The organism is Vibrio sp. NH-7 (genome assembly GCF_053643215.1).
Genome location: NZ_CM132188.1, coordinates 1,418,984 through 1,444,441 on the forward strand (window position 1 = coordinate 1,418,984; position 25,458 = coordinate 1,444,441).

Sequence of the window (25,458 nt, forward strand, 5' to 3'; positions counted from 1 at the left end):
TTTCTTTTGTTAAATTTACGCCTAACTTTCGCTTTGTACCGCTCTGGGTATTTCATCAATGTAGGTTATAGAGGCTACTATAATGTCTGACACACAATTTCGTCACGGCAAAAAACGTTTTTACGACAACACTAAGTTTCCAAGAGGCTTCGCGAAGTCTGGTGATTTTACGCTTGCAGAAGAAGAAATTCTAACGCTTTATGGCGACACCATGCTAGGTCTAGAATCTGGTGAAATTGTTCCGGACAACTCGGAAGAGAAACACTTCGTTAAAGTACTGGAAAACCCAGGTAAAGCGAAGACAAAACTTGAAAGAGTTTGGCTAAAATACGTCCAGCTTGCCCGTGGCCGTAAACGCTTCCATACGTTAAATGGTCGCAACAAGCCAGAGGCTACCGATGACTTCTCTGAAGATTCGGTAATGGCTGAAGAAGATTAATCAAAAAATAGAGCCCCTCGCGTTTGCCAGGGGCTCTGTTTTATTATTTTGCTAAGGATGCCACTTTCTTTAAAAAGCTGTCACGCAGATGTTCTTGGTCATAGTCTAAGTGATAGGTGTTGTGGAAGCCGACTTTGAGCTCTACCCCATTCCCACGCATATAGACGTTGTATCCATCGTAGTCAGCAAACGCTTCCACCCCTTCATACATTTTCCCGTACTCAGTAGGCGTTCCTTTTGCCATGACCGTTTCGTAAGCCTGCAACACTTTGGTCGGATCAAGTTCGTTTTTCATCGCTCACACTCCTCGTCAACTTTCTTAAAGTATGAACAGAGAGCGACGATTTAGCCAACTTTTCCCTTTGAGAAACATCAAACTAGGCGTGAGTTTTTTCTGCTCGAATTACCTCAGCCAGAGTGTTCAATCGTTGCTGACTGTTTTTAACATACGGGTTTGTTGTATCCCAGGCATAACCGGCCAAAATCGAGCTGATCATCGCTTTAATACGAGGATTCGGATCTTGATGGAAGATGACTTCTTGTAGAGTACCTTTGTACCACCCTTCTACATAGGTTCGGAAGGTGTTCACTCCGACCATTAATGGCTCGGCGTACTCTTTCTGCCAATCCACAAGCTCTCCTTCAAGCTGCTTAACCACGCATTGAGCCGCAAATTGAGCAGATTTCATGGCAATCGTGACTCCAGATGAAAACACAGGGTCCAAAAACTCGCCCGCATTGCCAAGCAGTGCGTAATGAGCTGTGGCTAGGTGTTTTACGTTAGCAGAGTAACCGCCAAGCTCTCCAGCGGGGGTCGGGTACTCTGCGTTTGCGAGCAGTTGCTCAAGGCCCGGCTCTTGATTCACAATCTGCTTTAGCACATCCAGTTTGTCGCCTGAGTAATCAGCAAAGAAGTCAGGCTCTCCCACCACGCCCAGTGAGCACACGCCATTGGAAAAAGGGATCAACCAGTACCACACATCATGGTTAGTCGGATGGACCGAAATCAGAATCTTGTCGCGATCGTAATTGATCGATTGACCATCAATGTTGTCGACAATATGCGTGAAAATCGCTTTTCGCGGAGGCAAGCAAGACGGCTCTTCCAGATCCAGCATTCTAGGCAACACTCGACCAAAACCGCTGGCATCTAACACGTAAGCTGCATCAATTTGGTAGACTTCTTCGTGTGCATCTTTCACTGTTAGCAAAGAGCGCTCGCCGACAAAAGCTAAATCGATCAACTCATGCTGGTAACGAATTTCAACACCTTGCTGCGCCGCGCTGTCAGCCAAGACTTTATCAAAATGGCCACGTTGTACTTGATAGGTTGTCCCTGGGCCTGGTGTGAACTTATCGGTAAAGTTAAACTGGGTGTATACGCCATTACGACGAAACGCTGCCCCATCTTTAAACTGAAAACCGTGTTCCGCCACGGCCTGCGTCATCCCTGCTTGCTCTACAACTTCCATACACGCCGGCAACAGGCTCTCTCCGATAGAAAACCTCGGAAACTCAGCCTTTTCTATCACGATCACATCCACACCCTGTGCTTGCAATAGCGCAGAGACCGTCGAGCCAGAAGGGCCCGCACCAACGACAACAACTTGAGTAGATTCTGTTTTCATAATGATGACTGTTCTTTCTGCGTACTATTGCGCTTTAAGTTTAAGTAAGGTGTGACCTAGGCCGATGTTATCGGTTCGCTCCTCAATCACTAATCCCGCGGCTTCGATAATTTCTAAGAAATCGTCGCTGCGATAGAAACGGCTGTTTCCGTTCGCCAAACAGGTAAAGTAAAGCGATGTCGCATTCAAACTGTATGATGCGGCGTCATACTTTTGTGCATCCCAGAACAGCTCCAAGATGTAGACAGCATCACCCGCGCGTAATTGCTGCTTCACGCGTTTCAGAATGCTCAGAATCTCCATCGGTGAAAAACAATCAAGGAACTGACTCATCCACCAGACATCGGCATGTTCCGGAAGCGATTGAGATTTATCCAGCATGTTGGCAGGGTATGGGTGGACACGATCCGCGTAGCCTTTCTCCTTCGCGTTTTGCATGGCCATTTCAAGTTGCTGTGGCAAATCAACAATCGTGATCTCAACATCCGAATTATGACCACAACACTGCATCGCCCATTTGCCGGTGTTGCCACCAATATCGACGATCGTTTTTGGCTCTGATTTGAACACTTCTGCTAGCAGAATCGGAAAAGAGCGATCCGAGTAAAAATGGTCAAATTTGAACCAGCTCTCTTTTGCTTTCTCAGGCAAAGTAGATAACCCTTGGTAGATGGTTTCCCAGTCACCTAACTCTTTCAAACCGGCAGGTTTCCCCTCCGTGATCGATTCTGTGAGGTGCATCATCGCGGCATAACAAACATCCGCAGTGAAATCCATGTTCGCTTGGGTCATGCCATCGTGGAGCAAAAAGAAGCCTAGATTCGCAAGTGAATAATTAGGTTTTTCCCACATCACAATATGCGCGCTAATCGCCATGTCTAACAAGACTTTGACGCCATATTCAGACACCCCAGTTTGCTCTGCAATTTCAGGTGCACTCAAGCCCTCTTTTCCAGCTTTATCTAACACAGCTAATACACCCAAATCACGCAATGTACGTGCCGTATGAAATACGATAGGTGCAAAAGAGAGTTTTTGAGCTTCTGTTTTCGCTTCTAGAGCGTTAAACGGGTCATTATTTTTATGTAACACGGAAAAAACCTAATTCCTAATTAATAGTAAGAGTAAAAATTACTGCGCCGCAGCGATAACAGACAGTTGACGTTTAATATCAACGTTTAAGTTATTCACCCAACGGTTGTAGTTGCGGTGAATTTTGCCATCGCTCGCTTTTAAATTTACTGAGTTGAGATAAGTAATGGAGTAAAACTTGTCGTTATATGTAATTTTTGCTTCAGCGAAATGGCTACGTACCGTTAATTTGGCATTGAGCTCACTTGGGCTGATTTCTTCGATGACCCAACCTCGATTGGATGCCGCTTGCATAATTGCCAACTTAACTTGTTTACTTTGAAGATTATACCCAACTGGAGTATCCTCGACGTTCAATACAGGTTGTACACGGCCGCAGCCAACAAGTAATAGTGCCAACAACGAAGCGCTTAGCCATTTTAATGGTGACATAGTAATGTTTCCTTTAATTTATGTGTAGTTCAGTACTAGTATTTCGCTGCAACAACAACAATTCAATATCTTATGCCCGATTCAAACATAATTCTTTCATTTAACATCGATGCATGGCTTGCCCATTCCGATGGCATTTCGCAGCCCAGTGATTGGCAGCAGTGGTCAAAAACACTCGCATGGCCCGTAGATGGTAAAGCGCCAGTTAACGCAATTCCGCCAATGATGCGACGACGCATGAGCAGCTTGAGCAAACTCGCAGTGCAAACCAGTATCGAACTGCTAGAGCAACACGAAGTGGACTACCTTGTCTTTGCTAGCCGTCATGGAGAACTCACTCGAAGCGCTCAACTCATTCAAGACGTGGTGGCAGGAGAAGAAGCCTCACCCATGGCGTTTTCGCAGTCAGTGCACAACACAGCGGCTGGTCTTGCGACGATTGCAACCAAAAAGCCGATTCCTCTTACCTCCATTGCCGCTGGCGACAATACCTTTCAAAGTGCCCTGTTAGAAGCTTGGGTGTATTTAAAGAGCAACCCAGAGCACAAAGTGATGTTGGTTGATTTCGATGAACCCCTGCCTGAGGTTTACAATCAATATGAAGAGTTTGAATACCGAGGCTACGCGTTAGGTTTAATCCTCTCTGCTGGCGATGAGATTCGTGTGGCAAGTCAATCAGGTTCAGACTTTAACCCACAATTTCCGCAGGCTCTGGACTTTATCCGGCACTATGTTTCTGATGATTCATCATGGCAGACCCACTCGCGGACTCAATCTTGGGTGTGGCAGAGATAATGAACAAACTGAATCAATATTGGCGAGTCGTTGCTACCGGGTTTTGCTTTTCGGTCTTTGGTTTAGGTGGATTAGGGCTCAGTTTTTTAGCCAACCCCTACATCCGCCTGACAAGTAAAAACCAAATTGAGCGAGAGTACCGAGTTCAAGGGGCTATTCAGCGCAGTTTTGACCTTTTTTGCCGTCTGATGAAATTTACGGGTGCTATCGACTACAAAATCGTGGGCGCTGATAAACTCAAGGCTGATCGCAACTGCCTCATCGTCGCCAATCACCCCAGTTTAATAGACTACGTTCTAATCGCTTCTCAACTCGAACGTTGCGACTGCCTAGTAAAATCGGCCATCTGGTCCAATCCTTTTATGAAGCACATTGTCAAAGCGGCGGGCTATATCCCTAACGAAACACCGGATGATTTGCTCACTATGTGTTCTGAGCGTTTTGATCGAGGCAACGTTTTGTTGGTGTTTCCCGAAGGCACACGCACTACGCCAGGTAAAGCATCCAAATTACAACGTGGTTCTGCCCAAATTGCCGTTAGAACAGAAACGGACTTACGTCTAGTACATATTACGGTAACTCCTAGTTTTCTCACAAAAGAGAAAAAGTGGTATCAAGTTCCCCCAACTAAACCTTTTTTCCTTGTCGAAGTTAAGGATAAAGTTGAGGTTAAGCCATTTATAGAGCAAACTACGTCCCCTAATATTGCTGCACGACGTTTGCAGCAACATTTAAGTGAAACTCTCTTCCCAGAAAACCAATAGTTACAAGCAGGTCCCAGTGGAAACATTACACAACGAAATTAAACAACTTATTATTGATGCATTGAATCTTGAAGATCTCACCGTAGAAGATATAGAGACTGACGCGCCGCTGTTTGGTGATGGCTTAGGTCTGGATTCGATTGATGCGCTAGAACTGGGTTTAGCTATCAAAAAGCAATACAATATTGTGATCGACGCGGATGACTCGAATACGCGTGAACATTTTGCTTCCGTAAGCAATTTAGCAAAATACATCTCTTCGCAAGTTAGCGAGTAATTCTTAGGTACTTTCTCATGACAGATTTAAACAAAGAACAAGTATTTAACCAAGTTAAAGAAGCACTTGAAGAATTATTTGAGATTGATTCTGCTGATATTGTTCCAGAAGCGCACCTTTACCAAGATCTGGATTTAGATAGCATCGATGCTGTTGATCTTGTCGTACACCTGCAAAATGTAACTGGCAAAAAAATTAAGCCTGCAGAATTTAGCACCGTACGCACCGTTGATGACGTTGTAAACGCAGTCGCAGAGCTTCTTAAGGAAGCATAATGCGCCAATTGCTGACAGCTCTGTCCGCAGTTGTCTTACTCGCTTATCCATTCGCCGTTTACTTCGGCATCGATAAATTCGGGCTCTCTCTGGTGGGGATAATACTTATCTCCGCCTTACTTTTGCGGGTACTGACCGCTCAACGAAGCAAAGTCAAAGAACTCAAGCAAATCGCACAGATCAGCGCCGTAACTGGGATCATTTTGGTCGGCTTGGGCATTGTGTTCAGGCAGCACGGCTGGCTAACGTTTTACCCGGTTGTGGTCAACGTGTGCATGCTTGTTTTGTTTGCTGGCAGTTTGAGACAGCCCCAAACGCTGATTGAGCGCTTGGCTCGACTCCAAGAGCCAGATTTACCAGAAAGTGGGGTGCGCTATACACGCAGCGTGACAAAGATATGGTGCGTCTTTTTCGCACTCAATGCACTCATCGCACTTTACACCTGTTTTCAGCCACTGGAGATTTGGACGCTGTACAACGGATTGATCAGCTACCTACTTGCAGGCAGCCTGTTTGTCGTCGAGTGGATCGTTCGCCAGTTTGTTCGTAGGAATCCATAGTTAATGAGCTTAAACGCCACATCATTTACCTCCATTAGCGATCTTTTTACCGCCGATAGAAGCGGCCGTAGTACAGTGGCTTTCACGGCTAACAGCGCGATCTCTTGGCAGACGTTCACCAGTGATGTTGCGCACAACAGCGCAAGAATGAAAGCCAACCGTGCTCAACGCATCGCTCTGTGCTTCGAAGACAGCTATCTATTCGCCGTTGGCTTTTTTGCCGCGTGTCTGGCGAACAAATCTCTCGTGTTACCTGGGAACTACCAGCCAGAAGCAGTACGCGAACTCAGCGAGCATTTTGATCTCTTATTACACGATCATGTCATTGCCCTTGAGTCTGGGATTGAGACAAGCCAAATCGAGCCTGCGTCCACTGATGTCGAGCTAGAAAAAACAACCCTAGCTAGCGAAGAAATCGCCTTGGTGCTGTTTACCTCTGGCTCTAGCGGACAACCAAAAGCGATCTCAAAGACCCTGCATCAACTGGAAACCGAAGTAGCGATACTCGACTCTTTGTGGGGTGAAAAGCTGGCGGCGTCAAACATCGAAAGCACGGTTTCTCATCAGCACATCTATGGATTACTGTTTCGCGTACTATGGCCACTGTGCGCAGGACGCCCTTTTGCGACGCGCAACTTAGAGTTTCCGGAACAAGTTGTTCATCACGCCAATCCAAATACCACATTAATCAGCAGCCCCGCCCTGTTAAAGCGCCTAACTCAAGAGCATCAAAGTGCCGAGATACGAGCGGTGTTTTCATCAGGTGGCCCGTTGCCGACGACCGCTGCTGAGCATTGCTTAGCTTTGTTCAACCAACGTCCGATTGAGGTGTTTGGCAGCACAGAAACAGGGGGCATTGCTCACCGTCAGCAGCTGTCCGCTTCGACGCCATGGCAACTTTTTCCCGGCGTTACAGCTGAGCTAAACAGTGAACGCTGCCTACGACTTAAGTCACCGCACATCGACGGGGACAACTGGTATCAAACCGCCGATGAATGTCGCTTTCATGCTAGTATGACGTTCGAATTACTTGGTCGCACCGATCGAGTCGTTAAAGTCGAAGAAAAACGAATTTCATTAGTCGAAGTTGAAAAACGTTTAGATCAGCTGAACTGGATTAGTGAAAGCGCTGTCATTACTATGACGGAAGGAAATCGCCTCTCTTTGTATGCCGTCATCGTCTTGACCGCATCTGGCGAAATGGAAATCGAGCGACTGGGCAAGGGTAAGTTTTGGCTGGCATTGCGTAAAGCACTGCGTGATTGGCTCGAACCCATTGCAATTCCAAGAAAGTTTCGCTTGGTAAAAGAGATACCATTAAACAGCCAAGGCAAACGACAGGTTGCCGAGATTGAAAAACAATTCCAATAAGCAAGTTTGACCGTTATATGGAAAAAAGAAAACCAACCATCATCCGCACGGATATCAAAGAGCACCAAGCGACTCTCGAGCTTAAGGTGGATGCTGATCTGTTAGATTTTCAGGGGCATTTCACTCATTTCCCCCTGCTCCCAGGCGTGACTCAGATTGATTGGGCGCTTCATTACGCCATTGAAACACTCAATGCGCCAAGGGTATTTAAAGGCATGGAAGTGATCAAATTCCAAGAACCCATTCGCCCCAACATGTTAGTGACACTCGAGTTAACATGGGATAGTGCGAAACAAAAACTTGCTTTTAAGTACGTTTCGACACGAGATGAACAAACCATTATTCACTCTTCTGGCAAAATGAAATTGGGTGAAAAGAGTGAGTAATTACCAACCCTGCTTCCTGATTCCTTGCTACAACCACGGCAGTACCATCGCAGCCGTGGTGTCGTCTCTGACCCCTTTTGACCTCCCTTTTATCATTGTAGATGACGGCAGCAATCACCAAACCAAACAAGCGCTAAACGAGCTCTCTGATTGCCAAGGTGTCACACTACTTAGCTTGGCAGACAACCAAGGCAAAGGTGGCGCCGTCATGGCGGGTATCCGCCGAGCCTACGAGCTTGGCTACAGCCATGTCATCCAAATCGATGCAGACGGCCAACACGATGTGGACGCTCTGCCTAAACTGATTGAAGCCTCACAGGCAAACCCGACTCACCTTATTTCAGGTCAACCAGTTTACGATGACAGTGTGCCTAAATCTCGTTTATATGGTCGATACGCGACTCATATTTGGGTTTGGATTGAAACTCTCTCTTTTGCCATCAAGGACAGCATGTGTGGTTTCAGGGCTTACCCTGTCGACGCCACCATCAAGGTGCTCAACCAATACCGCATTGGTACACGAATGGACTTTGACATCGAAATTCTGGTGCGGATGTACTGGGAAGGTGTCGAAATCGATTTTGTGGAAACCCGCGTTATCTACCCTGAGGGCGGCATTTCTCACTTCGATGCCTTATGGGACAACGTTAAAATCAGTTGGATGCATACACGCTTATTCTTTGGCATGTTGCCGCGCATTCCGAAGCTCATCGCAAGAAAGAAACGCAATGATTCAAACGCTCACTGGTCTAAACGTCAGGAGCAAGGCACCATCATTGGCATTAAGCTGATGTTGGCAGTCTATAGCCTGTTAGGTCGGGGCGCATTCAATCTCATTTTGAAGCTGGTCATGCGTTACTACCACTACACAGGCAAAGACGCAAAGCAAGCATCCGAGATCTATCTGCAGCAACTTAAAAGCTACGCCAAACAACAAGAGATTGAACTGCCATCAAACCTAGATAGCTACCAACACTTACTCTCTTTTGGCCATACCATGTTAGATAAACTGGCGGCATGGAAAGGCGACTTTAACGTCGATAACCTAACCATTCACGGTCAAGACCAATTTCAAGACATGGTCGATAATAAACAAGGTGTACTCATCTTGGGTTCTCACCTAGGGAACATCGAGCTATGCCGTGCACTCGGCCGACGCCATAAGCATGTCAAAATCAATGCGCTGGTGTTTACAGAGCATGCCGAACGCTTCAATACGGTCATGAAAGCGGTCAACCCAAATTCAGAACTCAACTTAATTCAAGTCAGTTCTATGGGACCAGATACGGCCATTTTGCTTCAGCAAAAAATCGAACAAGGTGAGTGGGTGGTCATCGTTGGTGACAGAACCTCCACCAGCAAAGAGAGCCGTTCGGTATGGGCCGATTTTCTTGGTAAGCCCGCCCCTTTCCCGCAAGGTCCGTTTATGCTGGCTTCTGTGCTTAAAGCGCCAGTGTACTTACTCTTTGGGCTAAGGGATGACACCAGCAAGACACCGCATTTTAACGTCTATTTCGAGCATTTCAGCGACAAGATCGTTCTGCCGCGCAAGGAGCGCCAACACGTTTTAGAACAGGTTGTTCAGAACTACGCAAACCGACTCGAACACTACACCCTGCAAGCACCTTTGCAGTGGTATAATTTTTTCAATTTCTGGACTCTAAGTAATCAGCAAGATGACAACGCAAACCAATAACGCCATTACTTTCGGCGCGCAATCATTAACGATCGAAGACGTTGTAGCCATCGCGCAAGGCTCGAACGCAAAACTTAATAACTCCGCTGAATTTACCGCGAAAATTGATCGTGGTGTCGCTTTTCTTGAGCGCTTGCTTAAAGAAGAAGGCGTTATCTACGGCGTGACGACGGGCTATGGCGACTCCTGTACCGTTGCGATTCCACCAGAGCTGGTTGATGAGTTGCCGTTACATTTAACCCGCTTTCATGGCTGTGGCTTGGGTGACATTCTGACCCATGAACAAGCAAGAGCCGTACTCGCGACTCGCCTTTGCTCTTTATCTCAGGGTGTCTCTGGAGTCACTCACGATTTGCTCAATCAAATTGTTACCTTGATCAATCAAGACATTGCGCCACGTATCCCTCAAGAAGGTTCGGTGGGGGCAAGTGGCGACTTAACACCACTTTCCTACTTAGCAGCCGCACTCATCGGCGAACGCGACGTGCTGTACAAAGGTGAAGTACGCCCAACGGCGGAAGTGTATGCCGAACTTGGCATCAACCCGATTCAACTAAAGCCGAAAGAAGGCTTGGCACTGATGAATGGCACATCTGTGATGACAGCTCTTGCTTGTTTGGCATACAAACGCGCGGAATACCTTGCTCAATTGTGTACCAAGATCACTGCGATGGTTTCTGTGGGCATGCATGGCAACGACTTCCACTTTGATGAAGCGCTTTTTGCGGTGAAACCTCACCCTGGTCAACAGCAAGTTGCGGCTTGGTTGCGCGATGACCTCAACGCAGAGCGCCCACCACGCAACAGCGATCGCCTGCAAGATCGCTACTCACTGCGCTGTGCACCACACGTTATTGGTATCGTACAAGACTCACTGCCTTGGTTACGTTCAATGATTGAAAACGAGTTAAACAGTGCGAACGACAACCCAATCATCGATGGCGATAACGAACGTGTACTGCACGGGGGGCATTTCTACGGCGGCCATATCGCGATGGCGATGGACACACTGAAAACAGGTATCGCGAACTTGGCGGATCTTCTCGATCGTCAAATGGCGCAGCTGATGGACTACAAATTTAACAATGGCTTACCGTTCAATTTGACTGGCGCTGAAGGCGAACGTAAACCTATCAATCACGGCTTTAAAGCAGTTCAGATTGGTATTTCCGCTTGGACAGCAGAAGCGCTAAAACACACCATGCCTGCAAGCGTGTTTTCTCGTTCAACTGAGTGTCATAACCAAGATAAAGTCAGCATGGGCACCATCGCAGCCCGTGATTGTTTGCGTGTTTTAGAGCTGACGGAGCAAGTCGCAGCGGCATCCCTACTGGCAAGCGTTCAGGCAATTGAAATCCGTCGTCGTCATAACGAGCTGGATGAACACCATATGAGCGACAACCTCAAGATGATTCGTGATGCTGTATTGAGTGAGTTTGAATTTGTCGCAGAGGATCGCCCTCTAGAGCACGATTTACGTCACTTTATCGGTCGTATTCAACAGCGTCATTGGCCACTTTACGCGGAGGCTTAATGAATCCAGAGATTCAATTTGCGTTGGAATCGGAGGTGACACTGATCACCTCCTTCCAAGATGCCGATCCTATGGGCGTCATTTATCACGGTAACTTCTTCCGCTTTTTTGAAGAAGCTCGCCGAGTATTAATGGACAAGATTGATTACGGCTACCTCAAGATGAACGAATCAGGCTACATGTGGCCTATTATCGACACGCGCGTGAAGTATGTGAAAGCGATCCCTTTCAATCATCAAATACGTGTCCACGCAAAATTGACCGAATGGGAAAACCGCCTGCGTGTCGATTACGTCATCTATGATGCCCAAACCAACCAAAGGATGTGCAAGGCTCACACCACCCAAGTTGCGGTCTCTATCAAAGAGCAAGAGATGTGCTTTGCTTCTCCTAAAGTGTTTATCGATAAGGTCAACCAGTGGCATCAACATGGGAAGCTCGCATGACATTGATTAAGAAGTGCTTATCCGCTGCGCTACTCATCTGCTCGCCGCTCGTTACCGCGCAGGTGACAGACCTAGACTCACTGCAACAGCAGCTAGCGAAAAATGAAACGGTACGTGGCGATTTTGTTCAGTCACGTCACCTAGAGATGTTTGACCAACCGCTAAGCTCGCAAGGTCAGTTTACATTGAGCAAATCTCGTGGATTGCTTTGGAAACAAGCGAGCCCCTTTCCTGTCAGCCTAGTGTTGACCGAAGATAAGTTACGCCAAACCTTTGCTGGCCAAGCGCCCCAAACCATTACCGCAAAAGATAACCCAATGGCGTTCTACTTTAGCCACGTGTTCTTAGCCGTCTTTCATGGCGATACCGCCGCGCTTGAGGAGCAGTTCACCATCGATTTCAAAGTCGATACTGACAACTGGACGATTACGCTCACCCCAAATCAGGCGCCATTGAACGCCGTATTTAAGCAAATCACACTGACAGGGCGCGACGACATCGAGCATTTAGAGTTGCAAGAGCTGCGCGGCGACAAAACGGACATCTTCTTTTCGAACCAAACCTCAGAGCCACAAGGTCTGACCGATGCTGAACAAGCGCAATTTAATTTCTAATCTAACACTGAACCAGCGTGCTATCGCGTTGGTTTGGTTGGTATTGGTTGCCCTTTTCGTCGCTATGCTTGGCAAGCAATGGCTCTACTCAGAGCACGCGCCCGTAGAAACCAATATTCTTAAGCTGTTGCCCAAGAACCAACAAAACCCTGTGGCTGAACAAGCGTTCGAAACCGTTTCCAACAGCATGAGCGACAAAGTCGTCTTCCTACTGACGGCGCCGGAAGAGGACTCTTTATTCTCCGCAGCCACCGAACTCACAACGGCTTTACAAGATACGCAGCTATTTGATCAAGTGACAGGCAAGATCAGCGCAGAACAACAAAAACAGTGGGCAGCGTACTACTTTGGACACCGTTACCAGCAGTTAACCCCTGAACAAAGACAACGACTGACCAATACGCCTCAAGAGCAAGTACAGCTTGTGGTTCAGTCCATCTACAACCCTTTCTCTGGCGTGACAGGACAAGAGCTGAAAAATGACCCTTTTCTTCTGTTTCGTGATTATTTAGCCCAAGTGTCTGCGCAAAATAGTGCTTTTACATTAAAAAATGGCTTCCTAACGACCAATTTTCAGGGTCAAGAGTATGTGCTGGTCACCGCTTCGCTGACGGATTCCCCATACAGTTTGGCGGCGCAGCAGGGCGTTGCTGACATCAAACAGATTGAACAGCAAATCGAAGAGACTTTCCAAGCAACCATCCACCATACGGGGGTGTTGTTTTACGCCGAGTTTGGCACAGAAAGTGCCAAATCAGAGATCAGCACCATCGGCCTATTCTCACTGCTAGGCGTCATTGGCTTGTTTGTCGTTGTCTTTCGTAGTGTCACACCCTTAGCCTTGGCACTACTGTCGATTTCGATTGGTCTGCTTGCCGCGCTGGCCGTCACAACCTGGCTGTTCGGACGCGTTCACTTGTTTAGTCTTGTGTTTGGTGCAAGTTTGATTGGGGTGTCGATTGACTACGCGTTTCACTACCTCACTGAGCGCTTAGCGGATGGCGAGCAGTGGGACAGTCGCAAAGGGCTCACCCACATTTTTGCCGCCATCACCATGGGCCTAGCAACCAGCTTGATTGGCTATTTGGGGATGCTGATTGCACCGTTCCCTGGCTTACAGCAACTTGCGCTGTTCTCATCTATTGGATTGATCGCCGCCTACATTACCGTCGTCGCTTGGTACCCAATTCTGGCGAAAAAACCCAGCCCTTCACGTCCATTGCCCGGAGAGTCCCTTTGGCGGTGGTGGCTCAACGTGTGGTCTAAACCGACCTATCGCATTGCGCTACCGATTATTTGTCTCGTGGCCACGGCCTATCCGTTAAGCCAGCTTCGCTACGACGACGATATTCGCCAACTTCAAGCCATGCCTGACTCATTAAAGCAACAAGAGCAGCGAATAAGCGAAGTGAGTGGATTAAAGTCTTCTCAGCAGATGCTTGTGGTAACGGCGCATAATGATGAATCTTTGATGCAAAAACTCGAAGCGATTACGCCTCAACTCGACAAGTGGCAACAGCAAGGCGTTATAAAACAGTACCAAAGCTTGAACCAATTTCTCAGCTCCGAGATGATGCAGCAGCAAGATTTCACCTTGATCGCGCGGTTGTATAAGACTCAAGCGAAGACCTTAGCCGCAAGTTTGGGGCTGGTCGAGACGCCTGATTTTGCAGCGGAATTTTCGCCTATCTCGCTCCAGGCGTATTTGGCAAATCCTGTCTCGGAGCCAATCCGCTTCCTCTACATTGGCCAATTCGATGACAGTGTCGCCAGTGTAATTGTCTTAACCGAACTCAGTAATCCCGAGCTTGTGGTGAGTTGGGCGCAAGAGAATAACAACATCAGTTATCTCAATAAGGCGCAAGAGATCTCATTGCTGTTTGCCAAGTATCGAACCCATGTGATGGAGTTACTTGCCCTCGCAATCACCATTATTAGCGCACTGCTTATCAAACGCTACGGCCTTCAACATGCCATCAGAATTGTGTTGCCTTCGTTGATCGCCTGCATTGCAGGGCTCGCGGCAGCGTCAGCTCTGGGCTCAACACTGAACTTATTCAACCTACTGGCGCTTATTTTAATCATCGGTATCGGCATTGATTACACCTTGTTCTTTGCCGAGAAATCACGCAGCCACAGCACCTTGCTCGCTATTACTTTATCAGCTATTACTACCCTGCTCTCGTTTGGATTATTGGCATTGAGTGACACCCATGCGATTCATAGCTTTGGGATTACCGTGCTGAGTGGTATTTTTGTCGCTTGGCTACTCTCACCGTTAGCCATCAACCTAAAGGATGAGACACAATGAGCGTACGATCGTTTCAACAGTTGGTCAGCAGTTTCGCCATCGGCTTGGTACTTACCGCCTGCGCATCAGCACCAAAAGAAGTGGCGCCAAAAGTGCAAATCAGTGATGAGATTGCGGTGACCTTGCCGACCCCAGAACAACTGGGCTACACCTTAAGCGCGAGCCAGTTAATCAGCGCCACTTGGGCCACATCCACTTCTGAGCGCAGCGAACAATTGCCCGTTCAACTACAAGTTGATCAAGATAAGCTAGTGTTAGCCGGATTTTCATCTTGGGGCACCCGAATTTTGTCGTTAAATTATCAATCCGAGATGATCTCCACCGATGTGCTTGCAGGTTTGCAAGGCGTACTGCCTCAGCCTGAACAGGTGCTTTTTAACCTGATGATCACGCTCTGGCCGGGTTCTGCTTGGGAAGGCCCTCTAAATGAGGTAAGGTGGCAGCTTATTGATAAAGGCAATTCAAGAAGCATCTTCAATAGCCAAGGTGAACAAGTCATTGATATTCAATATAGCAGTGACGAACGGCTTGATGGGGACATCCGATTCCATCAGTTATCTGACGACTACACCATCATCATTAAAACGCTGCAATACCGCAAAACGCCATTTACACCATAGATAGTTAGCATGACAACACGCGCTTCCTCACCTGTTTATATTCAAGACTGTGGCTTCCACTCCGCGATGGGAAGTGAGCACCAGCACATTCACCAGTGTCTATTGGGCGAAAGAGCGTCCAATATGGTGCGAGATCACGACATCCTGAATACTCAACGCTCAACCTACGTAGGACGAGTGGCGGAGTCCCTTCCGCCCCTTCCAGAGTCGCTGTGCACATACAACACTCGAAATAACCGTCTCGCCCTCTCTGCGCTTATGCAGATTGAGCCAAGTGTCAAACGCGCAATTGAGCAATACGGCAAGCAAAGAGTTGCCGTGGTGGTGGGTACAAGTACATCAGGCATCTCAGACGGTGAAATGGCAATCGCACATAAAGGGCAACATAGCAAGTTCCCAGACCATTTCCACTACAGCCAACAAGAGCTGGGTAACAGCAGTGATTTTGTCGCGCGCTACTTTGGTTTAGAAGGCCCATGCTACTCGATCTCTACCGCGTGTTCGTCGAGTGGTCGCGTCTTCATCAGTGCAAAACAACTGCTTGAGAGCGGCATTGTCGATGCTGTTATCGTCGGTGGTGTCGATACCGCCTGCAAACTCACCTTAAACGGTTTTAATGGCCTAGAAGCGCTGTCAGACCAACTTTGTCGTCCATTTGATGCGCAGCGTAACGGCATTAATATCGGAGAGTCGGCGGCCTTTATGTTGCTGAGTCGCCAACCAACAGACATCGCCTTACTTGGCGTCGGTGACAGCTCTGATGCTCACCATATTTCTGCGCCGCACCCAGAAGGCAATGGCGCAGAACAAGCCATGAGCAAAGCCCTAAAAGACGCAGGACTTACGCCCAATGACATTGGTTACATCAATGCTCACGGTACAGCGACTCCGCTCAATGACAGCATGGAAAGCAAAGCCATCTATCGCCTATTTGGCCAATCGGTACCGGTGAGTTCCACCAAGCCGCTGACAGGCCATACTCTAGGCGCCGCAAGTGCAACGGAAGCCGCCATCGCATGGCACCTTTTAAAATACGATCTACCACTGCCAAAACAGCACTGCCAAGACAAAGCCACCGATATCGACGTTTCATTGGTCGAAAGTTTGGCTAAACTCGAAGGCAAAGCCATTTTAAGTAACTCTTTTGCTTTTGGCGGTAACAATATTAGCCTCATATTCGGTTACACCCATGACTAGCTATCCTTGTATCTCGCAACTACTCCCACATGATGAGCCCATGATCTTGATTGATCAGGCTATCGATATTCAGCAAGACTCCATTCATTGCCAGGTTGACATTGGACCGAAAAATCCCTTCTTTGATACTCAGTCAAAGACGGTTCCAGCTTATGTTGGTATCGAGTTTATGGCGCAATCTATCGCCGCATGGTCTGGATATCACGCCATGAAGAAAGGCGAGCAACCGCCGATCGGTTTTTTACTCGGCAGCCGTCGCTACACCTCTCACTGTGACACGTTTCAAGCAGGTTCACGTTTGGAGATGTACGCTGAGCAAATGATGGAAGACAACGGCATGGCGGTATTCTCCGCTCGTATAGAAATCGACAGCCAAGTTGTCGCCAGTTGTCAGCTTAACGTTTATGTTCCATCCCAAGAAAAATTAGAAGAAATGAAAACTAGGAGTCAATTATGACCCGAAATGTCTTAGTCACCGGTGCCAGTAAAGGTATCGGCAAGGCAATTGCCATCCAACTTGCAAAGGATGGGTTTACTATTGCAGTTCATTATATGGGCGACCAGAAAGGTGCTCAGCAGACCTTAGATACCATTATTGACAATGGCGGTAGCGGTCGTCTTATTCAGTTTGATATCAGCAACCGTGAAGAGTGCCGCGAAAAGCTAGAAGCAGACATCGCGGCTAATGGCGCATACTACGGTGTGGTTAACAACGCAGGCATTACCCGTGATACCGCCTTCCCAGCGATGACGGAAGAAGAGTGGGATGGCGTGATCCACACCAACTTGGATAGCTTCTACAACGTTTTACACCCATGCGTGATGCCAATGGTACAAAAACGCAAAGGTGGACGAATCGTGACGCTTGCGTCCGTGTCTGGTCTTATGGGCAATCGTGGTCAAACCAACTACAGCGCCGCGAAAGCCGGTGTTATCGGTGCGACCAAATCCCTCGCATTAGAGTTGGCTAAACGCAAAATCACCGTCAACTGCGTCGCACCCGGTCTCATTGACACGGGAATGGTCGATGAGCATGTCAAAGAGCACGCAATGCCGCAAATCCCGCTTCGTCGAATGGGGGAACCGGAAGAAGTCGCAGGTCTTGTAAGTTACTTGATGTCTGACATTGCTGGTTATGTGACGCGCCAAGTCATCTCTGTAAATGGAGGCTTAGTATGAGTCGTCGCGTAGTAGTGACAGGCATGTCGGGCGTCACGGCCTTCGGTAATGATTGGAACAGCATCGAGCCAAAGCTGCGCGCATGCGAAAATGCCACTCAATACATGCCCTCTTATGAGCAGTACGAAGGTTTAAACACCAAATTGGCAGCCCCCGTTGACCACTTTGAGCTTCCTAAACACTACAAAAGAAAGCAAGTCCGTGGAATGGGGCGCGTTTCTAAACTCGCAACCGTCGCGACAGAAAACGCACTGAACCAAGCAGGGTTAATCGGTCACGACGTATTAACCAACGGCCAAACGGGCATTGCTTACGGCTCATCAACGGGCAGTACCGATGCAATCGGCGCTTTTGGTGTCATGCTCAATGAGAAAACCACCAAAGCAATCACCGCAACGACCTACGTACAAATGATGCCGCACACGACCGCGGTGAATGTTGGCTTGTTCTTTGGTCTAAAAGGCCGAGTGATTCCGACCAGCAGCGCGTGTACCTCTGGTAGCCAAGCCATTGGATATGCGTATGAAGCGATCAAACACGGTTATCAAACGGTGATGGTTGCCGGTGGTGGCGAAGAACTCTGCCCAACAGAATCTGCCGTTTTCGATACGCTATTTGCTACCAGCCTGAAAAACGAATCTCCAAAGTCGACCCCTCGCCCGTACGACGCAGGTCGAGATGGTCTCGTGATTGGTGAAGGCGCTGGAACCTTAGTACTCGAGGAGTATGAGCATGCCGTGGCGCGCGGGGCAAAGATTTACGCTGAAATCGTCGGTTTTGCTAGCAATTGCGACGCCGCCCACGTGACACAGCCTCAAATGGAAACCATGCAAATCTGTATGGAAATGGCGCTACAAGATGCGGGCATCGAACCTGAAAAGATTGATTATGTCTCTGCCCACGGCACGGCAACCGATCGTGGCGACATTGCAGAAAGCAATGCCACCGCTAATGCACTAGGTAAAGTGCCAATCAGCTCTTTGAAGAGTTATTTTGGCCATACGTTGGGAGCTTGCGGCGCAATCGAAGCATGGCTGAGCCTAGAGATGATGCACACAGGTTGGTTTAGCCCAACATTAAATCTCGAAACATTGGATGAACAATGCGGTCATTTGGACTATATTACAGGTGCAGGCCGCGAATTAGAGGTCGAATACCTCATGAGCAATAATTTTGCTTTTGGTGGTATTAATACGTCTATCATCTTTAAAAAGTTAGCGTGATAGCTCACTTTTTCTTATTGATGACGTACTTATAGAGGAAGGGGCTTATTGCCGAATTCGATCACGAATATGGTCAATCTGGAAAATAAGCCTTTACTCCTCTGAGGCGCTGACATACTATTGCGTCGCTCTGTTATTCAGGGTTATTAGTGAAACTCAAGTAAAAGTAAATCATTCAGAATGTTCGCATTCTGCTGCAGTACAGTTAGATTTTCCCTTAGCTTCATAGTTACATTTAATAGTTCAATTTTTCAGCGCACCAAACATTTAATTAAACTTATACAAGGGACACATCATGTCTAACAAAACTACTGGCACAGTAAAATGGTTTAACGAAGAGAAAGGCTTCGGTTTCATCACTCAAGAAAACGGCGGTGCTGACGTATTCGTACACTTCCGCGCTATCACTGGCGAAGGCTTCAAAACTCTAGCTGAAGGCCAAAAGGTTGCTTTCGAAGTTGAGCAAGGCCAAAAAGGTCCTCAAGCTGCTAACGTTGAAGTACTATAATTTTAGATTGACTCAAGCGTCAATTTTCTAAGATTTCAAAAACCAGCCCAAGTGGCTGGTTTTTTTATGCTTTGCATTCTACGAACCTCTCGTTCATACCCCTCGCACCACTTTATCCATCTGTAAGCAAAAAAAACGCCCTGCCAATGCAGAGCGCTGTATAAACCTATCTTGCTGCTATTACCACATCAGGTCATCTGGCACGACGAAATCTGCGTACGGGTCATCTTCCGCAGGCATATCCTCCGCTGGCGCGTTTTGCTCGATGATCACACTCTCATCGCGCAGAGCAATCTTCTTCGCTACGCTGCTAGGGATAACGACATAGGTATCGTCTGTACGCGCAATCGATAGAATGCCCTTCGCTAGCTGATCACGCGTCAATGGCTCAACGTAAAGCGCTTTAACAAGTGTTCCATCGGTAAAGTTGTATTTAATCTCACCCTCTTTCTGTTCGATGGTGTTCATCGCGATAAGCTGTTTAATTTGCGCTTTGATCTCTTTGGATAGACGCAGCTCTTTCTGCTCTTCACTCAGCGCTTTATCACGCTCTTGCTGTAAGCGTTTGTTTTCTTCAACAGCTGCTTTAACTTCGCGCGCTTGGACACGAGATTTCTTCGAGCCTTTCTTCGCTTTTTTGAGTTTTTTCTCGTTCACTAAGCCTGCTTTTAGCATCTGCTCTTGAAGTGTCAGTTTTGCCATGGTTCTTCCAAAGGTAATCCATTTGCGTCCATTTTAGCGGTTCAACTAACGCAAATAAAGGTTGATAGCCGCATTCCCACTTCTGATTTATGCCGATTCAATCATAATTTTTATCTATATAAGCTTGGCTATCTTTTCGACAAAATTAATTTGTTAGACTCTGACGCCTTTTTGTCCGTTAATGCGCTCAACCCGGCCAAAAGCGTCCCATGACTCCCGCCGTGTTAGGTATGACTTCAGGTTCTTCTGATTCATGTTTCACTCTCCTTATTCTTTGAGAGACTAGACGTGGAAAATATTTCCAAACTCGATCGTGTTCGCGCGGACTACAACGTACATTACTGGAGCCAAGGCTTCTATGGCATTGATAATCAGGGCGAAGTGTATGTATCGCCTCGTTGCGACCAATCGCACCAGATTCCGCTCAGTAATATCGTTTCAAAGCTGGAAGAGCAGCAACTTAACTTGCCTGTACTGGTTCGATTCCCTCAGATCTTGCACCAACGCGTGCATGGCATTTGTGATGCGTTTAACCAAGCGATCGACGAGTATCAATACACGAATAACTACTTGCTGGTTTACCCAATTAAAGTGAACCAACAAAAAGAAGTCGTCGATGAGATTTTGGAAAGCCAAGCACAATTAGAAACCAAACAGCTAGGACTGGAAGCAGGCAGCAAGCCTGAGCTTCTCGCGGTATTGGCTCTCGCACAAAAAGCGAGCTCCGTCATCGTGTGTAACGGTTACAAAGACCGTGAGTATGTTCGCTTGGCGCTGATTGGTGAAAAGCTTGGTCATAAGGTCTTTATCGTACTTGAGAAGTTGTCCGAGCTTGATCTTGTGCTTAAAGAAGCGAAAAGCCTAGGCGTGAAACCGCGCATGGGGATTCGTATTCGCCTTGCGTCACAAGGTGCAGGGAAATGGCAATCCAGCGGTGGTGAAAAGTCCAAATTTGGTTTGGCCGCATCTCAAGTTCTGACTGTGATTGACCGTTTAAGAGAAGAAGACCAGCTCGATGCATTGCAGTTAGTGCATTTCCACCTAGGCTCTCAAATGGCCAACATTCGCGATATTCGCAATGGTGTGAATGAGTCTGCACGATTCTACTGCGAACTACGTGGCATGGGCGCCGACATCCAATTCTTTGATATCGGTGGCGGTCTTGCGGTTGATTATGACGGTACTCGTAGTCAGTCATCAAACTCAATGAACTATGGCTTGATTGAATACGCTCGCAATATCGTCAGTACCGTGGGCGATGTGTGTCAGCAGTATGAGCAACCAGAACCCGTCATTATTTCTGAGTCTGGCCGTTCTTTGACTGCTCATCATGCTGTACTGATCACAAACGTTATTGGCACAGAGGCGTACCATCCAGAAAGTGTGAGTGCACCTGACGCCCATGACCCAATTTTGCTACAAAACATGTGGTCGAACTGGGAAACATTACAAAATGACAGTAATGCACGCGCACTGATTGAAATTTACAACGATACGCAAAGCGACTTGGCTGAGGTGCATTCTCAGTTCGCGATGGGATTGTTGAACTTGTACCAACGAGCATGGGCAGAACAACTGTCGCTGCGTATTTACTACGAGCTGAGTGGACAGCTCAGCGCAAAAAACCGTTTCCACCGTCCAATATTGGATGAGCTGAGCGAGCGTTTAGCCGACAAGTTTTTCGTTAACTTCTCGTTGTTCCAATCGCTTCCAGACGCATGGGGCATTGATCAGGTCTTCCCTGTTCTGCCACTGTCAGGATTGGAAAATGTGGAAGATCGCCGCGCTGTGATGCTCGACATTACCTGTGACTCCGACGGTGCGATTGAGCAATACGTTGAAGGCCAAGGTATCGAGACCACATTGCCAGTACCTGCTTGGACGAAAGACAAGCCGTACTTAATGGGCTTTTTCTTGGTCGGTGCTTATCAAGAGATTCTTGGTGACATGCACAACCTATTTGGTGATACCCATAGTGCTGTTGTGACCGTCAATGAGAGCGGAGAAGCGATCATCGAACGCATCGATGAAGGCGACACGGTAGAAGACATGATGCGCTACGTGCACATTGATGTAGATAATATTCGCAGCAACTACCGCGAACTGGTGGCAGAACGTGTTGACGCAAGCGAACAGCAAACCATACTTGAAGAATTAGAGGGTGGCCTGTCTGGTTACACCTACTTAGAGGATTTCTAAATGAATGATTTGTTTACCAAGACTGATTATTCACTCTACTCAAACTCCATGAGTTTTATGCGCAGACCGTATCTGCGCAACCCTGTCTCATCAGACGCTGATCTCGTGGTACTCGGCGTGCCACTCGACATGGCGACATCAGGTCGCCCTGGTGCGCGTATGGGGCCAGATGCGATCCGCCGCGCTTCGGTTAACTTGGCGTGGGAAGGAAAGAAATTTCCATGGGACTTCAACGTATTCGACCGAGCAAAAGTCATTGATGCAGGCGATTTGGTGTTTGATTGTGGTGATGCCGAAGATTTCACTTACCGCTTAGAAGCGGCCACCAGTGAAATCCTGAAAAGCGGTAAAACCATGCTGGCGTTGGGCGGTGACCATTTCATCACTCTGCCTATTTTGCGCGCTTACGCGAAACATCATGGAGAAATGGCGTTGATTCACTTTGACGCTCATACCGATACTTATGCCAATGGCAGCAGTTACGATCATGGCACTATGTTTTACCACGCCCCAAATGAAGGGCTGATTTCACCAAAACATTCAGTGCAAATTGGTATTCGTACAGAGTACAAACGCGACGAACACGGATTCAACGTGATCAATGCGATGGAAGCGAACGAGCTAAGCGCTGAAGATATCGTAGCACGCATCCGAGACATCATTGGTGACAAACCTGTTTATGTCACCTTCGATATTGATTGTCTGGACCCAGCGTTTGCGCCGGGCACTGGCACTCCTGTTTGCGGCGGCCTTAACTCGGACAAGGTACTTAAGATATTGCGTGCTCTTGCCGGAATTAACATTGTGGGTATGGACGTTGTCGAAGTCTCACCACCGTACGATCACAGCGACGTTACAGCGCTTGCAGGCGCCACCATTGCGTTGGAATTGATGTACGCTTGGGCGTTTAATCGAGAAAGCGAGTAATCCCTTGCAACCTAAAAGCTGACGCTAATGCGTCAGCTTTTTTGTTTTTGGCGCGCTCGAACCATCATCAAGACTTGTCAGCAGAATCAACATGACGCTCTAACCGCTTTGCAATCTCTCCTTGTTGGTTGGAGATGGAGTCTAGCGCATCCGCAGTGGTTTTGATTGCGCCCGCCATCGAAGCGATGTTCTGAGTCACCGCAACCAATGACGACTGCATCGGCCGCAGAATAAACCAGCCTATCGCAGCAATCACTAACACAACCACCAATCCGATCGCCGCGACAACAAGCAATACCTTAAAGCGCAGGTCATCCATAAATACCTTACTTTCATCAGAGATAGTCTGTTTAGATCGCTCAAATGCTTGAGGCAATGACTCTACCGACGACTTCGATAAGTGCACCAACTGATTTAGATTTTCAATCGTATCGCCCAGCATGCGCTGCTGATCCGCGTTAAGGTTGTCACTTTGAGCTATTTGGCCGAGCGCCACTCCAATTTGATCCAGCGATTCACGCGTTTGATCAATCGACCGTTCAACGCCATCAAGCTCCAGCGTCATGTTGACCTTAATGAACGACTCAGCCGGCTCCTCTTTTACCACTTCAGCAAACAGCAAGCTGCTCCAAACCGCGACCAGTATTCCTATACTCCATTTCATTGGCTTTCCTTAACCCGTTATCTTTGTCGTTGCGAAAACTGCATTGAGCAATCGTACGAATCTAATCGTAAAAAAGCGAGGCCATTTGCCTCGCTTTGGTTTTTATTGCGTGTTGTTAAGTCCACAAACTCAACGCGATAAAGGTTAGTGCGCCAATACACGCGAGGTTCAAAATGATCCCGACTCGCATCATCTCACTTTGCTTAATGTGACCAGAGCCAAACACAATCGCGTTAGGAGGCGTGGCAACGGGCAACATAAAGGCACACGACGCCGCAACAGCGATCAATACCGATAGGACCACAGGCGACATGCCGAAAGCTTCAGCGACACTTGCGAATACCGGAATCAGCAATGCAGCGCTGGCAGTATTACTAGCAAACTCGGTCAAGAATACGACAAATACAGCGATGACCGCGATAATAAAGAAGATGCCTAGGTGAGCAATCATTTCACTTAAGCCATTCGCCAAGAAGACACTGGTTCCTGTCGCTTTTAATACGTTGCTCAAACAGATACCGCCACCGAACAACAATAACACACCCCAGTCAGCGGTTTTTTCAATGTCTTTCCAGTGCACAACGCGTGCAAAATTCACCGCTACGATCGCGCCTAACGCCACAACGGTATCAAACTTGGCGTAGCCGCCTAACATGGCGTTAATTGGCTTACTAAAAATCCATAAACATACGGTCGCAGCGAAGATCGCTAAGGTCACCACTTTGCCCTTATCCCAGTTGACCGCTTCTCGGTTTAGTTCAAACTGACCATTTAAATCTGGCTTGAGTACGAAGAACAACACCGCAATCGAAACAGGCAAGAGCACTAGTGTTGTCGGCACACCAAAGCTCATCCATTCGGTAAATGTTAGGCCAACTTCAGCAGCAGCAATGGCGTTTGGTGGGCTACCGACGATAGTTGCAATACCACCAATACTAGCACTGTAAGCAATACCAAGCAGCACGAACACATAGGTCTTGTGGCCGCTTTCTGAATTCACTTTGCTTAATACGCCTAATACCAATGGCAGCATCATCGCCGTGGTTGCCGTGTTGCTGATCCACATCGAAAGAGCAGCGGTGACACCAAACAGCATAAATACCGCAACGCTCATCTTACCCTTAGCAAGAATAAGTACTTTGTCTGCAATCACCTTGTCGAGCCCTTGGCGATGCATAGCCGCAGCGAGAGCAAAACCACCAAGGAACAAAAAGATGATCGAGTTGGCAAAGTTGTTCAGTGCGGTTTGGGTATCAAACACACCGAACAATACCGCCATGATGGGAACTAGGATAGCGGTGACGGTGACATGCAAGGCTTCGGTCAACCACAAAATGGCCACAAACGTCAGCATGCAGATCCCAAGTACCACTTGGGGATCAAACGGGAGGGAAAAATACATGACCGCAAACAGCGCGATATTCGCCAAAATAATCATGCTGTTGCGGTTAAAAAACCATTCTCGGGTATTGCTAGGTAAAGGGACACTATCATTTCTATTCATTATTATATTTCCTTATGAGGGCCTTGTGGCATAGCAAATGATCCCACACAACCCTGCTCGGAAATATTTTTTATTGCGAATTTGTTAACCACATCAAAATCATGGTTAACAATGT

Annotated in this window: 28 protein-coding genes; 21 read left to right on the plus strand and 7 right to left on the minus strand. The window is 47.6% G+C overall.

What is annotated here, in order from left to right:
* Positions 1–82 precede the first annotated feature (82 nt).
* The gene (locus tag ACUALS_RS20720; RefSeq protein WP_038135878.1) at positions 83–439 is read left to right on the plus strand and encodes a DUF413 domain-containing protein; all 357 of its coding nucleotides are present in this window, start codon (positions 83–85) and stop codon (positions 437–439) included.
* A gap of 43 nt (positions 440–482) precedes the next feature.
* Here ACUALS_RS20720 and ACUALS_RS20725 read toward each other — a convergent pair whose 3' ends face one another.
* From ACUALS_RS20725 to ACUALS_RS20740, 4 genes are all read right to left on the minus strand, one after another.
* On the minus strand, positions 483–734 hold the full coding sequence (locus ACUALS_RS20725; RefSeq protein ID WP_005473996.1) for a DUF3081 domain-containing protein: 252 nt from the start codon (positions 732–734) through the stop codon (positions 483–485).
* Positions 735–816: 82 nt separating this feature from the next.
* Entirely contained in the window at positions 817–2,067 is a 1,251-nt protein-coding gene (locus ACUALS_RS20730; protein ID WP_454449586.1) for an NAD(P)/FAD-dependent oxidoreductase, read from the minus strand.
* A gap of 24 nt (positions 2,068–2,091) precedes the next feature.
* Entirely contained in the window at positions 2,092–3,159 is a 1,068-nt protein-coding gene (locus ACUALS_RS20735) for a methyltransferase (RefSeq protein WP_334474328.1), read from the minus strand.
* A gap of 39 nt (positions 3,160–3,198) precedes the next feature.
* Complete coding sequence (locus ACUALS_RS20740; RefSeq protein WP_005473881.1) at positions 3,199–3,591, minus strand: hypothetical protein; 393 nt, start codon at positions 3,589–3,591, stop codon at positions 3,199–3,201.
* Between the two features lie 72 nt (positions 3,592–3,663).
* On the opposite strand from ACUALS_RS20740, the gene ACUALS_RS20745 reads away from it, so the two are divergent.
* From ACUALS_RS20745 to cspE, 18 genes are all read left to right on the plus strand, one after another.
* The gene (locus ACUALS_RS20745; RefSeq protein ID WP_039475075.1) at positions 3,664–4,386 is read left to right on the plus strand and encodes a beta-ketoacyl synthase chain length factor; all 723 of its coding nucleotides are present in this window, start codon (positions 3,664–3,666) and stop codon (positions 4,384–4,386) included.
* Complete coding sequence (locus tag ACUALS_RS20750) at positions 4,386–5,150, plus strand: lysophospholipid acyltransferase family protein (protein ID WP_454450018.1); 765 nt, start codon at positions 4,386–4,388, stop codon at positions 5,148–5,150. The genes ACUALS_RS20745 and ACUALS_RS20750 overlap by 1 nt, the downstream gene beginning before the upstream one ends.
* 16 nt (positions 5,151–5,166) lie before the next feature.
* Positions 5,167–5,427, plus strand: a complete 261-nt coding sequence (locus tag ACUALS_RS20755) for a phosphopantetheine-binding protein (RefSeq protein WP_454449587.1) — start codon at positions 5,167–5,169, stop codon at positions 5,425–5,427.
* Between the two features lie 17 nt (positions 5,428–5,444).
* Positions 5,445–5,702 (plus strand): acyl carrier protein, encoded by a 258-nt coding sequence (locus ACUALS_RS20760; RefSeq protein WP_005473975.1) that lies wholly within the window; start codon positions 5,445–5,447, stop codon positions 5,700–5,702.
* Positions 5,702–6,262, plus strand: a complete 561-nt coding sequence (locus ACUALS_RS20765) for a COG4648 family protein (RefSeq protein WP_005473877.1) — start codon at positions 5,702–5,704, stop codon at positions 6,260–6,262. Before ACUALS_RS20760 ends, ACUALS_RS20765 begins: the two co-directional genes overlap by 1 nt.
* A gap of 3 nt (positions 6,263–6,265) precedes the next feature.
* Complete coding sequence (locus ACUALS_RS20770) at positions 6,266–7,633, plus strand: AMP-binding protein (protein ID WP_454449588.1); 1,368 nt, start codon at positions 6,266–6,268, stop codon at positions 7,631–7,633.
* 17 nt (positions 7,634–7,650) lie between these two features.
* Positions 7,651–8,019 (plus strand): ApeI family dehydratase, encoded by a 369-nt coding sequence (locus tag ACUALS_RS20775; protein WP_331399009.1) that lies wholly within the window; start codon positions 7,651–7,653, stop codon positions 8,017–8,019.
* On the plus strand, positions 8,012–9,715 hold the full coding sequence (locus ACUALS_RS20780) for a glycosyltransferase family 2 protein (protein ID WP_454449589.1): 1,704 nt from the start codon (positions 8,012–8,014) through the stop codon (positions 9,713–9,715). Before ACUALS_RS20775 ends, ACUALS_RS20780 begins: the two co-directional genes overlap by 8 nt.
* Positions 9,696–11,249 carry an HAL/PAL/TAL family ammonia-lyase gene (locus ACUALS_RS20785; protein WP_334474333.1) on the plus strand — a complete coding sequence of 518 codons (1,554 nt, stop codon included), beginning with the start codon at positions 9,696–9,698 and terminating at the stop codon, positions 11,247–11,249. The genes ACUALS_RS20780 and ACUALS_RS20785 overlap by 20 nt, the downstream gene beginning before the upstream one ends.
* The gene (locus ACUALS_RS20790; RefSeq protein ID WP_005473963.1) at positions 11,249–11,695 is read left to right on the plus strand and encodes an acyl-CoA thioesterase; all 447 of its coding nucleotides are present in this window, start codon (positions 11,249–11,251) and stop codon (positions 11,693–11,695) included. The genes ACUALS_RS20785 and ACUALS_RS20790 overlap by 1 nt, the downstream gene beginning before the upstream one ends.
* 5 nt (positions 11,696–11,700) lie before the next feature.
* Complete coding sequence (locus ACUALS_RS20795) at positions 11,701–12,309, plus strand: outer membrane lipoprotein carrier protein LolA (protein WP_454450019.1); 609 nt, start codon at positions 11,701–11,703, stop codon at positions 12,307–12,309.
* A complete protein-coding gene (locus ACUALS_RS20800; protein WP_454449590.1) occupies positions 12,281–14,620 on the plus strand; it encodes an MMPL family transporter in 2,340 nt (779 codons plus the stop codon). Before ACUALS_RS20795 ends, ACUALS_RS20800 begins: the two co-directional genes overlap by 29 nt.
* Positions 14,617–15,240, plus strand: a complete 624-nt coding sequence (locus tag ACUALS_RS20805) for a DUF3261 domain-containing protein (protein ID WP_454449591.1) — start codon at positions 14,617–14,619, stop codon at positions 15,238–15,240. The genes ACUALS_RS20800 and ACUALS_RS20805 overlap by 4 nt, the downstream gene beginning before the upstream one ends.
* A 9-nt stretch (positions 15,241–15,249) precedes the next feature.
* Positions 15,250–16,437, plus strand: a complete 1,188-nt coding sequence (locus ACUALS_RS20810; RefSeq protein WP_454449592.1) for a beta-ketoacyl-[acyl-carrier-protein] synthase family protein — start codon at positions 15,250–15,252, stop codon at positions 16,435–16,437.
* The gene (locus ACUALS_RS20815; protein ID WP_454449593.1) at positions 16,430–16,894 is read left to right on the plus strand and encodes a hotdog family protein; all 465 of its coding nucleotides are present in this window, start codon (positions 16,430–16,432) and stop codon (positions 16,892–16,894) included. The genes ACUALS_RS20810 and ACUALS_RS20815 overlap by 8 nt, the downstream gene beginning before the upstream one ends.
* The gene (locus ACUALS_RS20820; RefSeq protein WP_038212356.1) at positions 16,891–17,616 is read left to right on the plus strand and encodes a 3-ketoacyl-ACP reductase FabG2; all 726 of its coding nucleotides are present in this window, start codon (positions 16,891–16,893) and stop codon (positions 17,614–17,616) included. Before ACUALS_RS20815 ends, ACUALS_RS20820 begins: the two co-directional genes overlap by 4 nt.
* On the plus strand, positions 17,613–18,839 hold the full coding sequence (locus tag ACUALS_RS20825; protein ID WP_005474009.1) for a beta-ketoacyl-ACP synthase: 1,227 nt from the start codon (positions 17,613–17,615) through the stop codon (positions 18,837–18,839). The genes ACUALS_RS20820 and ACUALS_RS20825 overlap by 4 nt, the downstream gene beginning before the upstream one ends.
* A 295-nt stretch (positions 18,840–19,134) precedes the next feature.
* Positions 19,135–19,347, plus strand: a complete 213-nt coding sequence (gene cspE / locus ACUALS_RS20830) for a transcription antiterminator/RNA stability regulator CspE (RefSeq protein WP_005473978.1) — start codon at positions 19,135–19,137, stop codon at positions 19,345–19,347.
* A gap of 180 nt (positions 19,348–19,527) precedes the next feature.
* Here cspE and ACUALS_RS20835 read toward each other — a convergent pair whose 3' ends face one another.
* The gene (locus ACUALS_RS20835; protein WP_331399950.1) at positions 19,528–20,049 is read right to left on the minus strand and encodes a DUF2058 domain-containing protein; all 522 of its coding nucleotides are present in this window, start codon (positions 20,047–20,049) and stop codon (positions 19,528–19,530) included.
* Between the two features lie 288 nt (positions 20,050–20,337).
* Between ACUALS_RS20835 and speA the strand changes: the two genes are divergently transcribed.
* Positions 20,338–22,248, plus strand: a complete 1,911-nt coding sequence (gene speA / locus ACUALS_RS20840) for an arginine decarboxylase (protein WP_005474003.1) — start codon at positions 20,338–20,340, stop codon at positions 22,246–22,248.
* A complete protein-coding gene (gene speB / locus ACUALS_RS20845) occupies positions 22,249–23,175 on the plus strand; it encodes an agmatinase (protein WP_038135828.1) in 927 nt (308 codons plus the stop codon). It begins immediately after the preceding gene.
* 67 nt (positions 23,176–23,242) lie between these two features.
* Here the strand turns inward: speB and ACUALS_RS20850 are convergent, their stop codons facing one another.
* Positions 23,243–23,839 carry a hypothetical protein gene (locus tag ACUALS_RS20850; protein ID WP_454449594.1) on the minus strand — a complete coding sequence of 199 codons (597 nt, stop codon included), beginning with the start codon at positions 23,837–23,839 and terminating at the stop codon, positions 23,243–23,245.
* Positions 23,840–23,954: 115 nt separating this feature from the next.
* Positions 23,955–25,343 (minus strand): SLC13 family permease, encoded by a 1,389-nt coding sequence (locus ACUALS_RS20855; RefSeq protein ID WP_038135823.1) that lies wholly within the window; start codon positions 25,341–25,343, stop codon positions 23,955–23,957.
* Between the last annotated feature and the right edge of the window lie 115 nt (positions 25,344–25,458).